7 protein-coding genes are annotated in these 15,251 nt (G+C 46.1%); 4 read left to right on the top strand and 3 right to left on the bottom strand.

Translation table 11 applies throughout. The annotated features are described in order from the left end of the window. Positions 1-3 precede the first annotated feature (3 nt). Positions 4-1,518 carry a YifB family Mg chelatase-like AAA ATPase gene (locus tag MHN02_RS00175; protein WP_239244046.1) on the bottom strand — a complete coding sequence of 505 codons (1,515 nt, stop codon included), beginning with the start codon at positions 1,516-1,518 and terminating at the stop codon, positions 4-6. Positions 1,519-1,726: 208 nt separating this feature from the next. After that, positions 1,727-2,344 (bottom strand): trimeric intracellular cation channel family protein, encoded by a 618-nt coding sequence (locus tag MHN02_RS00180; RefSeq protein ID WP_014951393.1) that lies wholly within the window; start codon positions 2,342-2,344, stop codon positions 1,727-1,729. Positions 2,345-2,786: 442 nt separating this feature from the next. Here MHN02_RS00180 and ilvD point away from each other — a divergent pair, with 442 nt between their 5' ends. Beyond that, entirely contained in the window at positions 2,787-4,637 is a 1,851-nt protein-coding gene (gene ilvD, locus MHN02_RS00185; protein ID WP_014977810.1) for a dihydroxy-acid dehydratase, read from the top strand. Then, on the top strand, positions 4,637-6,190 hold the full coding sequence (gene ilvA, locus MHN02_RS00190; RefSeq protein ID WP_239238977.1) for a threonine ammonia-lyase, biosynthetic: 1,554 nt from the start codon (positions 4,637-4,639) through the stop codon (positions 6,188-6,190). Before ilvD ends, ilvA begins: the two co-directional genes overlap by 1 nt. Before the next feature lie 245 nt (positions 6,191-6,435). On the opposite strand, the gene plsB is transcribed toward ilvA, so the two are convergent. Next, positions 6,436-8,889 carry a glycerol-3-phosphate 1-O-acyltransferase PlsB gene (plsB, locus tag MHN02_RS00195; RefSeq protein WP_239238980.1) on the bottom strand — a complete coding sequence of 818 codons (2,454 nt, stop codon included), beginning with the start codon at positions 8,887-8,889 and terminating at the stop codon, positions 6,436-6,438. Positions 8,890-9,156: 267 nt separating this feature from the next. Here plsB and MHN02_RS00200 point away from each other — a divergent pair, with 267 nt between their 5' ends. Beyond that, the gene (locus tag MHN02_RS00200) at positions 9,157-11,442 is read left to right on the top strand and encodes a diguanylate cyclase (RefSeq protein WP_239244048.1); all 2,286 of its coding nucleotides are present in this window, start codon (positions 9,157-9,159) and stop codon (positions 11,440-11,442) included. A gap of 172 nt (positions 11,443-11,614) precedes the next feature. Further along, complete coding sequence (locus MHN02_RS00205; RefSeq protein ID WP_187446254.1) at positions 11,615-15,175, top strand: hypothetical protein; 3,561 nt, start codon at positions 11,615-11,617, stop codon at positions 15,173-15,175. The last annotated feature ends 76 nt before the right edge of the window (positions 15,176-15,251 follow it).

Here is a 15,251-nt window from a genome sequence, read left to right on the forward strand (position 1 = left end):
TGCTTAGCTAGTGCTCAACTGTTTAATAAGGTTATCGAGGGCGCGATAGCCCAATGCTTCTGCAATGTGCGCCCGCGATACGGCGTGCTCATCTTCAAGATCTGCAATGGTTCTCGCCACTTTTAACGTGCGATGAAACACCCGCATAGACAAATTAAGCTGTTTAGCAGCGGCTTGTAGAAACTGCAAATCAGCGTCATCTAGCAGACATATATCGGCAAGCTCACCTGCGTGCAGCGCACCATTTGGCTTACCTTGCCGTAGCCCTTGTTTGTGACGAGCTGCAATGACTCGCTCTCGCGTTGCGTGTAACGAGTCGTCAGGTCTATTGGCACGCTCTGGCAGGTCGTAGTCAGGTAGCCGCGGCACTTCGACTTGTATATCAATTCTATCAAGCAGTGGGCCCGATAATCGGTTCAAGTAGTTGAGCTGTTGCTGCGGGGTTAGTCGGTTATCATCAATATCACCTGTCGGGCTTGGGTTCATTGCCGCTACTAATTGAAAGTTAGCGGGGTATGTCGCGCTTCCTGAAGCACGAGACAAATGCACGTCGCCGGTTTCAAGTGGCTCGCGCAATACATCCAGTGCTTTTCGCCCAAATTCAGGCAGTTCGTCTAGAAACAAAATACCATTATGAGCCAGCGATATTTCACCTGGCACTGGGTTAGAGCCGCCGCCAGTAAGTGCCACCGCAGAGCTAGTATGGTGGGGCGAACGCAAGTGGCGGGTTAAAAACCGCTCTGCATGCAGTTTTTCGCCTTTCACAGAGTGAATGGCAGCCACTTCCAACGCTTCTTCCTCGCTCATATCGGGTAATAGCGACAGCAATCGGCTGGCGAGCAGGCTTTTACCTGTGCCAGGAGGGCCAACCATCAAAAGATTATGTGCACCACTTGCCGCGATGATCAGGGCTCGTTTGGCTTGCTCTTGGCCGATAATGTCATCCCACCCTGAAAGGGGGCTGTTAAGTGCTCGCGAGGTAAACGGCTGGCCTTTGGCGAGCTTTTTGTTGCCGGTAAGGTGTTCATAAACAGACAGTAAATCGAAAGCGGGATAGCGCGTTGCGTGAGAAACCAATGCAGCCTCTACGTCATTATCCCCCGGATATACGAGCGCAATATCTTCATTTGCGGCTGCCATGACAACAGGAATAAGCCCGTTAACCGGCTTTATTTCACCGTTTAATGCAAGCTCGCCCACAAAGGCAATGTTAAGTAGGCTAATGTCTGAGATGTAGCCCGACGCAGCTAAAATGCCTACGGCAATGGGAAGGTCGAACCGCCCGCCAAACTTGGGAATATCTGCTGGCGCTAAATTGACGGTTATTCGTTTTGCGGGAAACTCAAAACCACTGTTTATCAGGGCGCTGCGTACTCTTTCTCGCGCTTCTTTAACGCTGGTTTCTGGCATGCCGACCAGTTGAAAAGCAGGTAAACCATTAGCTAGGTGAATCTCTACACTTACCTCTGGCGCTGCCACGCCCTGCCCTGCAAAGGTTTTAACAACAGCCATTCCCATAATCTAAACAACCTCCTCTCGCTGAATACTTATGATTCGTGGTTATGAAACGCAAACGTGTCAGCGCGGTAAAAATGTAAGCCAACGCAGTCGGCGTAAACTTTAGAGAGAGTCGGGATAAGATGTAACTGTACTAACGATGGGATCTACTGAGAGTGCATAAAACGCTTGGCATGTAATGATCCTGCTCAGCAAACTTAGGCTAGTGCTAGTGGTGGTCGTTGTAGAAAACGGGTAGCTGCCAATGCCAGCGCATGGCGCCAAGCCTAAACAGTACGGTTGTGACAAGGGCCGCAATACCACACCACTGTGTGGCGAGTTCCATTTGCATGCCTATTCCATAAACCACGCCCCCTGCAATACAGGTCATTGCATACAGTTCGCCGTTGAGTACCAGCGGTACCTCTCGGCAAATAACGTCCCGTAACAGACCGCCAAACACGCCGGTAATGGTGCCCATGGCAACCGCCACGGCCATGCCTGTGTCGTTGGCTAAGGCTTTCTCTATGCCTACTACGTTAAACAGCGCCAGCCCGAAAGCATCGGCGATCAATAAATAGTGAAAAGGAAAGCGTGGGCTAATACGCAGCCAGATAATGGGTATAAAGGCGGCTATCAGTGTGGTGTATAAATAATCGGTATCGGCAATCCAGAAGACCGGGACATCTAACATGACATCACGTAGTGTTCCGCCGCCAATGGCGGTAGCGCTGGCAAGCACGACCACGCCAAATCCATCCATACGCTTTTGATAGGCCATCAGGGTGCCGGAAATTGCGCACACTGCAACCCCCGCTAAGTTTAACCAATGAAACCAATCAAACATCTTCTTGTACCCTTTTACTACCCTTAAAAACTCGCCATTCCTACCGCAAAATACTTGATCAGGCCTTATGTTTCATGCTATTTCTTTGCCCAATATCGAAACGTACTGTTGAGATTACGGTTCGTGATATTGAGTGATGAGGTAAAGCCATAACCTCTAACGAACAACATTTCATAACTACAATGCCAATGGATATAGGTATTGTATGTCAAATATATCATATAAAACAAAGCGCTACTGATGTGTTAGCAGTTAGGCTTTGTTGCTCCTCGCTTTGAACGACCTTAGATGATGTGTTACATCATCAGTATGACATGCAATTTTGAGTAAAACAGCGCGTATTGGAAGTTGAGCCAAAGCATTACTGGTTTACCACTGTTTTTTAGTTTCACAAAAAGGTCTAGCGCCTAAACCTAGAACCTTAAATTAACGGGAAGGATTTATGCCCAAGTTACGTTCAGCAACTACCACCCAAGGTAGAAATATGGCGGGAGCTCGCGCGTTATGGCGAGCAACTGGAATGAAAGACTCTGATTTCGGCAAGCCTATTATTGCTATTGCGAACTCATTTACGCAGTTCGTACCTGGGCATGTTCACCTAAAAGATCTCGGCCAATTAGTGGCACGCAGCGTTGAAGAAGCGGGTGGTGTGGCGAAAGAATTCAACACTATCGCAGTGGATGACGGTATCGCCATGGGGCACAGCGGTATGCTGTATAGCTTACCATCTCGAGAAATCATTGCTGATGCAGTGGAATACATGGTGAACGCACATTGCGCCGATGCCATCGTTTGTATTTCTAACTGCGACAAGATTACCCCGGGAATGCTAATGGCGTCTATGCGCTTGAACGTACCGGTCATTTTTGTGTCTGGGGGCCCAATGGAAGCGGGTAAAACCAAGCTTTCAGACCAGCTTATTAAACTAGACTTGGTTGACGCCATGGTAGCGGCTGCTGACGACAAAGTTAGCGATGCTGATACCGACGAAATTGAGCGCTCAGCCTGCCCTACCTGCGGCTCATGTTCAGGGATGTTCACCGCGAACTCCATGAACTGTCTAACCGAAGCGTTAGGTTTATCCTTGCCGGGCAACGGCTCTATGCTGGCTACCCACGCCGATCGTGAAGGTTTATTTAAACAAGCGGGCAAACAAATTGTTGAGCTGTGCAAGCGTTACTACGGCGACGATGATGACAGTGTATTACCACGTAATATCGCCAACTTTAAGGCTTTTGAGAATGCCATGAGCTTGGATATTGCCATGGGGGGGTCGACCAATACCATTTTGCATCTGTTAGCAGCGGCAATGGAAGGCGAAGTGCCGTTTACTATGGCAGACATCGACAGATTGTCTCGCAAAGTCCCTCACCTATGCAAAGTGGCACCTTCAACACCCAAATATCACATGGAAGATGTACACCGAGCGGGTGGCGTTTTGGGTATTTTGAACGAGCTAAATAAGGCTGGCTTGCTGAACACCGATGTTAATCATGTTTTAGGAAAACCGCTTACCGACGTTATCAGCGAGTGGGACATCACTAACCCTGAAAACGAAGACGCTATTACCTTTTATCGCGCGGGTCCTGCGGGTATTCGCACGACAAAAGCATTTAGCCAAGATTGTCGCTGGGACGAAGCCGATGACGACCGCGAAAACGGCTGCATTCGCTCTATCGACCATGCGTTCAGTCAAGAAGGTGGCCTAGCCGTGCTTTACGGTAATGTGGCTGAAGATGGCTGTATTGTAAAAACGGCTGGCGTAGATGAGTCTATTCTTAAATTCAACGGAACTGCGAGAATCTACGAAAGCCAAGATGATGCGGTAGCAGGTATCTTGGGCGATGAAGTAAAAGCCGGTGATGTGGTCTTCATTCGCTACGAAGGTCCCCGCGGCGGCCCGGGTATGCAAGAAATGCTGTACCCAACGTCTTACTTGAAATCTAAAGGGTTAGGCAAGCACTGCGCTTTGGTAACAGACGGACGCTTTAGTGGCGGTACCAGTGGGTTGTCTATAGGTCACTGCTCACCTGAAGCCGCCAGTGGTGGTGGCATTGGTCTAGTGGAAGATGGCGATAAAATTGAAATAGATATCCCCAATAGAAGTATCAATATTGCTATTAGCGATGAAGAATTAGCAGAACGCCGCGCGAAAATGGAAGCCAGTGATAAGCCTTGGAAGCCGAAAGATCGCGTTCGTGAAGTCTCCACATCTCTTAAAACCTTTGCGGCGTTAGCAACCAGTGCCGATAAAGGTGCAGTGCGTGATGTGACTAAGCTGGAAAATCTATAATGGCAGCCGAACACGTTAGCGATCATGAATATTTGAAGAAGATCTTACTTGCCCCTGTTTACGATGTAGCAGTGGCAAGTGAACTTTCCTATATGTCTTTGCTTTCAGCCGAGCTTGGCAATGAAATTTTTCTGAAACGCGAAGATCAGCAGCCGGTAAAAAGCTTTAAGCTGCGCGGTGCCTATAACCGTATTTGCTCACTAAGCGACGAGCAATTGCAAGCTGGCGTAATTGGCGCCTCGGCGGGTAATCATGCGCAAGGCTTAGCGTACAGTGCAAAAATGAAAGGTATTCAGGCGACTATTGTCATGCCTGAAACCACGCCTGATATCAAGGTAGACGCAGTACGACGCTTCGGCGGTGAAAACGTGAATGTGGTATTGCATGGCACCAGCTTTGATCAAGCAAGTAGCCATGCAAAAGCATTATGTGAGACCCACGGTTATACCTTTGTTCCGCCCTTTGACGACCCCGATGTCATTGCAGGGCAAGGTACAGTCGCGCGAGAGTTGCTAGAGCAAAACCCACACCTCGATATCTTATTTATTGCTGTGGGTGGCGGTGGTTTAGCCGCTGGTATTGCGGTTTACTTAAAGCAACTAAAACCAAGCATAAAAATCGTTGCGGTAGAGTCGGAAGAATCGGCCTGTTTCATTAAAGCAAAGGCGCAAGGCGCGCCTACCGAGCTTGAAAGCGTCGGCATTTTTGCTGATGGCGTTGCTGTTAAAGTGATGGGGCAGGAAACTTTCCGTCTGTGTAATCGTTTAATTGATGAAACCATTACGGTTACTAATGATGAAATATGCGGAGCAATTAAGGATATCTTTGATGATACCCGTGTTATTGCAGAGCCTGCGGGCGCATTGTCGGTGGCGGCAATTCGCAAGTACGCTAAGCAACACGAACTCAAAGGTAAGAAGTTAGGCGGCATTCTGTGTGGCGCAAACATCAACTTTCATACCCTTCGCTATGTGTCTGAACGCTGTGAATTAGGTGAGCAGAAAGAAGCGGTCTTTGCGGTTAAAATTCCTGAAAACAAAGGTGCGTTTAAACAGTTTTGCGAGTGCGTTGGGGCAAAAGCAATCACAGAATTTAACTATCGCTATGCCAGTGAGAGCGAAGCACATATTTTCGTGGGCGTTAAGCTTAAAGGCGGGCAGCAAGAGTTTGCTGCACTGCAAAGCGACCTTGAAAGCAAAGGGTATGACTGCGTTAACTTAACCGATAATGAGTTAGCGAAGCTCCATGTTCGTCACATGGTTGGTGGCCGTCCGCCAACTATTCTCAACGAGCAAGTCTTCAGCTTTGAATTTCCTGAGCGTCCGGGTGCGCTACTGAACTTCTTAAATACGTTAGGTGAACAGTGGAATATTACCCTATTTCACTATCGCAACCATGGCGCAGCAGAAGGTTTGGTATTGGCAGGCTTTGATATCGCACCAGAAAGTAGAGATGACTTTAACCAGCATGTTGCTGAGTTAGGCTATAAGGTTGAAGAAGTAACAGACAACCCCGCCTATCGTTTTTTCCTGTCGCAACCAGCGAAGGTCTAAATAGCGAAACAGGCGAAACGAGCCTATCTCCCGTTTTCGCTTTGTATTGCTTCGCGTTAAGCGCAGGTTTACCGGGGAGCGATACGAAGCGGCACTATCTAGCGTCTATCTATCAATGAAGTATGGGGATTTTCAATGCCTGCCAAGATAGATTGACGCGCAATAAAAAGCCCATGCAGTAGCATGGGCTTTCTCTTTTTACCTAAGCTCCGTAGTGCTGGCAAATTCAGCCAGCTAGCGTCGCCTTAATTCGAAGCGTTTAGTGTAACGTTCTCCAAATGCTGCATCATTTCTGGCCAAATCAGGGCCATAACGTCAGCGCGTAAGGCTTCACACTCTTCTGAGTACTTCAAGCTGCCATCTTTTTCAGAGTCCAGCCAGTGGTTTTCTTTCAATGCACTAATAAAGCTAGACAACACGTTCTTATCGTAAAACTCTGGTGAGCTTAGCCCGTAGAGAGCAGATAAGCGTTCAGCCACTTGCTTACTTTCGCGCTCAAGCGCACTTCGGCTAATCACTTTTTCTTTATCAAGAATGGTCAATACCACCGCGTAACGCTGAAGCGTTTCCTGCATGCATCGGCTTAACAGCCATGCTGAGTGGAATTGTTTGCAGTGTGCATCTGGCGGCAACAGTTCATCGCTCTCCTGACGCAACAATCCTTTGTTTAGTAGTGCTGTTATAAGCGCATCAGTATGCGCAAGCGCTTCATCTTGGGTAAGGTGCAAGAACAGCTCTTTTTGCAGCAACGGATAAAGCGCCGCAATAAGCTGAAAAATACTGTTCTTCGTGGTGCCTTTCTTCGCGAAGATAGACGCCATAATAAGACCTGGGATCGCGAATAAATGCAAAATGTTGTTGCGATAATAAGTAAGGTATACCGCTGATTTTGGTTGAGGACTGATCAAACGCCCATAATCGTCTTCTTTTACGTCAAAGCGGCCTAATTTCAGCGTATCGCGCAGTAGCTCTTCCGCTGATGAATCTGGAATGGTGGCATCATCGCTGAACGGTACCGCTTTAAACAAGTCCATGAAATCGCCCATTGCTTGTTTTAACTCAGCTTCACTCATGGTCTGTCGTTTAGAAGACAGTAAGCATAACGACGCTAACGCCATACCATTTAATGCCGCTGCGCGATTAATTCGCGTCATGACATTATTGGCCAGTTCGTTAACCGCAGGTGTCAGCCACGCTGGTTTTTTCTCTGGCTCGGCATCGCGACAATCTCGCCAGTTAGGCACATGATTTTCAAGAAACTGGTTAAGCGCAATGGGTTCGCCAAAATTCACGTATCCGTGACCATAATTCTTGAGTTTACGAATAGCCGAGAACACCTGAAGGTTAGATTCCTTTTTCTTCTTAGAGCCTTTGAGTTCGTTCAAATAGCTCTTCACTTCCATCACGTTTTCATAGCCGATATAAACAGGCACGATACTAACTGGACGGTTAACGCCTTTGAGCATGGCTTGAATGGTCATGGCTAGCATGCCCGTTTTCGGTGGGATCAAACGGCCGGTTCGGCTGCGGCCACCTTCGGGATAGTATTTTACCGAATAGCCTTTGTTAAACAGCAGCTCTAGATATTCTCTGAAAACAGCTGTGTAGAGCTTGTTGCCTGCAAAACTGCGGCGTAAGAAAAAAGCACCGCCACGACGGAACATTTTTCCAACCGGCCAAAAGTTCAGATTGATACCTGCAGCGATATGTGGCGTAACCATACCCTCGTGATAAATCACGTAAGTCAATAATAGGTAATCCATGTGACTACGGTGGCACGGTACGTAGATGATTTCATGACCATTAGCCGCCAATTCACGAATGCGATCGGCATGACCTACACTAATACCGTTATAAATTTTGTTCCATATACGGGTAAGTAGCCTGTCGCCAAAACGAATTAGCCCTTCGCGGTAGTCTGCCGCGATTTCTGTGATGTAGGTTTGGGCAGTCTCTTTCGCTTTTTCATGAGACACCTTCTTGCTTCGTGATTCCTCAGCAATAGCGCGACGCACTGCATCAGAGCCCAACACACTATTATTGAGTTCTTGGCGCTCTAACAGCGTAGGGCCAGTCATGCTTTGGCGCTTTCTTTGAAAGTGAGTGCTTGCTACGCGCACAAGCTTATGTGCAATACTTTGGTCACTACCATGTTGATTGGACATCGCGCGTGCAGAAACGGCTTTAGAGTAGTTAATAAAGTTGTCGCGGCCCAAAAACAGCACAATGAACAACTTACGAAGCCAACTTGGCGCCGCTTTATCAGCAATGAGATCGCTTAAGCCTGGCTTACCACGACCCGGGGCACGGCCCCACGTCACATAGACAGGAACAACTTGTAAATCTAGGTTTTCATGGTCTCTATGCAAATGAAAGAGGTCAGTAAAAACGTCTTCAATTCCCGTATCTTTAGCCGACGAACGGAAAAGAGGCTGGGTTTTGCGTAAAAATAAGGTCGACGAATACTCTCGCCCCGCTAATGTGAGGGTTTCTGTAGGACTAGGTAAACCTAGCGCTTTAGTCGACATTCTCAGTGCAAGTTGGTCTGTCACTGAGTTGGTGGGAAGTAGATAAACGATAGGTTTACTTTTATCTATTCCTAATTCGGTTTCAACGTTAACTGGAATGCTGTGGGCTTTAACCAGTAACTTAACAGGATAATGAAATACCGACAGAAGGGCTTTTCGCATCCACGACATGAATTATGTAATCCTATGAAATAAAAACGGGTGAAGTGTAACACAAACGCGTCACAATCTCGCGACAAGCCAATTTCATCGCTTCTCATGCTGTAATGACTATCCATAACATGGGAAGTTCAAAAGCGCCCTTCTCCTTTTCTTGTGAGTTACAGCCATTTCTATAATGGGTTCGAATACAGAGAACGTAACATTAGCTGTATTTAATTGCGGTACAGCCGGACTGTTACTACTTTTATAAGGGCAAATGAATATGAGCAAGCAGTAGTGGATGATCAAAGCCGGTTAAAGACAATTGATGACTTTATGCTCAATAGCGAAGTACCGTTGGATCTTGATGATTTAATGATGGTGCTCGCAGAGGCATACAAGGTGCCGATCGCACTCATTGGCGTCGTCGGAGAGTTTGAAGAAACCTTTAAAGCACACTACGGAACCACTCTTTCTAAAGTCACTCGTGAACATGCGTTCTGTAGTCATGTTGTTGAAGAGCGCAAGCAGGTGGTTGTTAGCAACGCGCAAGAAGATCCACGGTTTATGCATAATCCTCTCGTCACCGGAGAACCTCACATTTGTTTCTACGCAGGAACGCCGATCGAGATAAATGATCAGGTAATCGGTGCCGTATGTTTAATTGATACCGTGCCAAGAGAAATAGACGCAAAACACTTAGAAGTTTTAGAGAGAATAGGTGCTTTGGTTAGTCAGCATATTTCGCTTTCAAGAGAACACGAAGCGCTTAAACGCGAGCATGGGCTTATTGAGAAGTCTCCTATTGTGTTGGCAACGTGGCGCTATGATACGTCGTTGAGGCTGGTGTATATCTCGAAAAATAGTGAGCGTGTATTGGGAGTTTCCCCCCAAGATTTGCTCACTGGAACGGTGGCATTGAGTGAGGTGCTGTCTGAGGAGGCGGAGGGTGATTTTACCTTTGCTATGCAGGCCCACATGGAAGGTGTGGAAACGCACACCTGCCGTCTTCAGATAAAGACGCCAACGCGTACTATTTGGGTGAGCATGATATCAACGGCAAATTTTCGCGAAGACGGCATGTTGTACTCGGTTCAAGCATTTTTGTTTGACACTAGTGACCAAAAGTATGTGGAAGATAAGCTCAACAAAACCAATCAGCGGATGCGTTTATTACTCGAGGCTTCAGAGTTAGGAACATGGGACTGGAACTTGGCCGCCGATGTTAATCAAGTCAACAAGCGCTGGTGCGACATTGTTGGTCTTGAGTATGAATACTACGACAGTGGCTCCCGCTTTTTTAGACAGCTCATTCATCCCGCGGACTACGTCAAAGTTGAAAAGCAGCTCAACATGCATCTAATTGGTAAGAGCAAAGTCTTTAACACCACATTTCGCATGAAACACACTGATGGCTCTTGGGTTTGGGTTGAAAGTTATGGGAAAACCGTTGAGACAGATGCCCAAGGTAAGCCGGTTCGTATAGCAGGTATTCACAGAGATATAACGCAACGAATGGAAAGCGAACTGCATGAGAGAAAGAAAACCCAGCTCCTTCAATTTATCAATAAAACCCGGGCATCATATCTGCAAAACAATGACTTGACGATGGCGTGTCAGTCCGTACTGGCTGAACTCATAGATATCTCAGATAGCCAGTTTGCCTTTGTCGGCCAAATGAAAGGAGACGGTAGCTCATCTAGACTTTTCATTCATGCGATTTCTGAAATTGTTTGGGATAACAGTAGCTTTTCTCAATATGCAGAATACAAAAAACGAAACCTCTACTTTAGTAACTTCGATAACCTTTTTGGAACCTCAATTTTAACGGGAGAAGTTACCATTAGTAATGCGCCAAACAGTCACCCTAATTCCAAAGGTGTTCCGCACGGTCATCCGCGCATTAGCCGATTTTTAGGCCTACCTATAAAAGTGAAAGATAAAGTAGTGGGAATGGTCGGTTTAGCGAATAAGTTTGATACCTACACTGACGAAGATGCTGAGTTTCTACAGCCCTTTTTAGATGCATTGGCTGGCTTGTTCTACGCAGTAGAGCTTGAGGAAGCCCGAGCCGTTGCTGAAGAGAAGCTTAGGCATTTGGCGATGACCGATTCTTTAACGGGCCTTTATAACCGACGCGCGTTCCTTGACGAGTGCATTTCATTTTCAGAACAACATTGTCGTGGATGTGTTGCTATCGTCGATATTGATCACTTCAAAAAAGTAAACGATACCTACGGTCACGATGCTGGAGATCAGGCGCTTATTGCTGTTGCGAGAAAAATAGCTAAACATAATCAAGCGCCAAATGTCGTGGCTCGATTAGGAGGAGAAGAGTTTGCAATAGTCATGATAGGTGACAAGAAAGCAGAGATCCATAGGCAGCTAGAAGCACTGCGCATTGCTGTTGAAGAAGGAAGGGTGACCTACAAGACAGACACGATGAATTTATCGATCAGCATCGGCGCAACATTTATCAAAGACACCTTTGAGGCGGATTTCAGCGCCCTCTTATCGCTTGCTGACAAGGCGCTGTACAGAGCCAAGGAGCAGGGCAGAAACCAAGTCGTATGGGATGAATAATAATAGTACGTGGCTTCGCCTACATTAAATATAAGCGTATACGCTCAAGGCGCTGTTGCTAGATTGATAAAGTTAAGTTATAAAAAACGAATATTTTATTAAACTTAATAATCAGGCTTGTTTTGAGCTTTTAACTAAAAAGCCGACATGCCTTTTAAATCAGGGACGATGTATGAAAACTTCGCGCTTGGGTTTTTCTGGCCTTTTTTCTCTTTTAGCTCTAACTGCGTGTGGTGGTGGAGGTGGCTCTGATTCTTCTCCACCTACAAACCCACCACCTCCACCTGAGCCGACAGCACTAGAAATTTTATCAAATCCTTTAGATTACTCAGAGTCACGACTAAACTCGGCGGCAACCACCTATGCTGATGCGAACTACAGTGGAGAAACGAAAGTCTCTACTGTGGATATCAGCGCAGTACAAGAGGTTTACATCACGCTCTTTGGTGACAATACAAGTGGCTCACCCTATGTAGATCAATATGATATCTACACCTTCCTAGATGAGAACGGCAACGTTGAAGGTACGACCGAGTGCTATGAATCAGGATCAGTAACATACTCAGGTAAGCTTGATGAAGACACGGGTAAAGGAACGATTACTGTAGACTATGATCAGTGCATTCAATATTACGACTCCACTCGGTATGACGGACAATTTTCGCTAGTTATTACTGACGCAGGTGAAAACAGCTCCGAAGTAACGTCTTATTTCACTACTTTGTCTATGCTAGACGGTGGCGTGCGCACAACATTAAAAGGCTACTTAAGTGTTGATTTTCGCTACCGCCCACAAACAGGTACGTTTTATGAAGAGACGAGGCAGTATCTTACTGTCACGCACAATGGTGAAACTTACAAGGTCAGTGGCACATCAGCAGAAGGGGTGACAAACAACACCTTCGTGTCTGAACTTAATGGTTCAATCTACATTGCGTCTAAAGGCAAATTGGACTTTGCATATTCTTCTGATCAGGGCGACCTTCCCTATTCGTCATCTGGCTCGCTGGTCGTAAAAGGAGATAAAACGGCTGGAATTGACGTTATTGATGGCGCAGTTCGCTATGGCGAAGATAACAACGGCGATGATATTTACGATGTAGGTGTATACTTTAATAATCTAACAGCGTTTGCCAGCGGAAATCATACTGGCCTTGCGCTTTCAGATATCGATGCGATATCCGTACCTCCTGTAGTGAATCAGCCTTATTACTATGCCTATGAGACTGTCTATACCACAGATGAAGTCACCGTTGAGCCTGGCTACTATCATGATTCAGATACTCCCGACTCAGAGCTGGTGATTTCGTTTCGCTGGTATGTAAATGGTGTAGTCCTTGACGATGTTAATGGTACCACGCTGCCACCTTACAGCGCAGTCTTCGGTGATGAAGTTAAAGTTACCATGGTGGTGTCAGACGGTATTAACGTTGTTGAATCCCAGCCTACTTTCGTTGAGATCGGCAATTCTCCTATGACGCTCACTGCATCGAACATGCCTGAAGTAGTAACTGCGGGCGGATACGTAGAGTTTACCGTATCGATGAGTGACCCAGACAGAGTTGACGATGACGTCGCGGGAGAGCTTATTTCAGCGCCTCCCGGTGCTTCGTTAAATGCGGAAGGTCTGATGACCTGGAATGTACCTGCGAATCAACTTTTCAACGCTCAAACTTATATGTTTAGTTTCGCTAGCTTAGACGGAACTGAATCCCAACAAACGCTCGAAATCACTTCTTATGCGGACAAGGCCCCGGCTTATGCTCGTACTACTGTGATGACACCAATTTATAATCACGGCTTTGCTATTGCTTCGACCAATGGTGTAAGTGAACTTATCACGGTAAATGCTCGCAACGTGGGCGCATTTTCGCTAGAAGGCAATACGCTTAAAAATACCTATGTGTATCCGTATAAACTGCCAACTAAAGGCGAAATTAGAAGCGTGCATACCCAAGATGTTGATGGTGACAATAATGATGAAATCTACCTTCTTACTCAACAGGGATTGTCTGTAATAAAAGACCGCGAAAGTAACGCAGAAGCGGTGTTTATTATTGAAGATAGTATTATTTCTGGCTTATTTTACGACATCAATGGTGACGGAGTTGATGAAGTTGCTTATTTATATGGGAGCGAATATTACAATGCGACTTCTATTGCCATTGTAGATGTTCGCACAGGTGAGCAGTTGCAACAGTACGATATTGACGGCGTCAATAACCTTGCTTTTGGTAACGTAGATGATGACGCATCGATAGAAATGGTAACGAACAATGGTTATGTATTTGATATCGAAAGCGGTGCCAACCAATGGCTATACGGTAGCGGGTTCAGCGACGCATTTGTTGTGCTGGGTGATATGAATAACGATGGTGTAGATGAAATCATCGGTGCCGATAGTTGGAATGATATCTCAATCTACTCAGCAGTATCGAAAAGCAGTTTGGCAACGGCGGAACATGGTGACATTTGTGATATCGCCTATAGTAAAGAAAGCCCAGCTACAGAAGGAATAGTGGTTGTCTCCGAGTGTCAGTGGGGACAAGTTAGAGGTTTTGCATTAGAAGCGGGACAAATCTCTGAGCAGTGGGCTCTTAACCACAACACTTACAGTGGCATGTCACTTCTCATTGACGATTTAGACAATGACAATGTGGACGACATTATTTGGACTGGTGAGAATCAAATTTTAGTAGCGCAACAAGATGCCAACGGTGAATATGCCTTGTCAGATATAAAAGGTGCGCCGCGCGCGAGTAGATATCATGCCGCGGGTTGGGCACCTTATGGCGATAATGATGAAAGAGCCGTCTTTGTTAGCGATACAAGTAGTTACGAATCATCTATTCAGATTTTATCGGTAGATAAAGAGGATAACTTTGCGATAAGTGCTGAGGTTGGCGAAGATGTCTATAACTATAGCAAACCGGTCGTTACAGACTACAACAATGACGGTGTGGGTGAGTTACTAATAGGGGCACTGGATTATAGTTCGTCGTTTAATGTCGTGAGACTTACAGATAACGCTATTCAGTGGACACTGAACAATAATCAGAATAGTGAAATTTCGTTTATTGAAGCCATTGACGTAAATAACGATAGTTACGCCGATGCAGTTATTATTGAGAACAATCGACTTAAAGCGTTTGATATCGAGAATCAGGTGCTTATCGACTCAATCATTAACGATTTTTCAATTAATGCGCTTGCTGCCTCTGAAAAAGACGGTGTGCATTATTTTGCTGTTGGGGGCTATAGTTCGCTCAAGCTCTATAAAATGCAGGATGGTGAATTTGTTGGATTGAATGAATTGGAAACCAATTGTGACCAATTGCTCACGGTAAATTTTGATAGTGATAGCGAACTTGAATTTGCGTGTTTAAATAGAAACTACAACACCATCAATGTTTATGACGTGGCGAGCGATGCATTAGAACTCAAAGACGCTATAGCACCGTCATTCTACCCTCAATATATAGCGGCTGTTCCAACGACGTCGTCTAATCAGTCGATTCTCGCTATCTACCAGCCTAACGAGAATGACTATTCGTACAATTATTATGACAGCATCGCATATCGCGTGGTTGAGGTTGATAATAAAGGCAATGTGGTGTGGCAAAGCCCTGGACTTGGGCTCGATAATGTTGAAGGCATGCGCACACGTCAAAATAGTGATGGGGAGCTGGAGTTACAAATTAGTAACCCGAACATGGCTCTTCTCGTAAAATAAGAGGAAAGCACTTGTCGTAGGCTATTGCAGATCGCAAAAGACGCGGCAAGTGCTTGTTATTTAGTTTTAGGTGTAT

The organism is Alteromonas sp. CNT1-28, from assembly GCF_022348345.1.
GTDB lineage: Bacteria > Pseudomonadota > Gammaproteobacteria > Enterobacterales > Alteromonadaceae > Alteromonas > Alteromonas macleodii.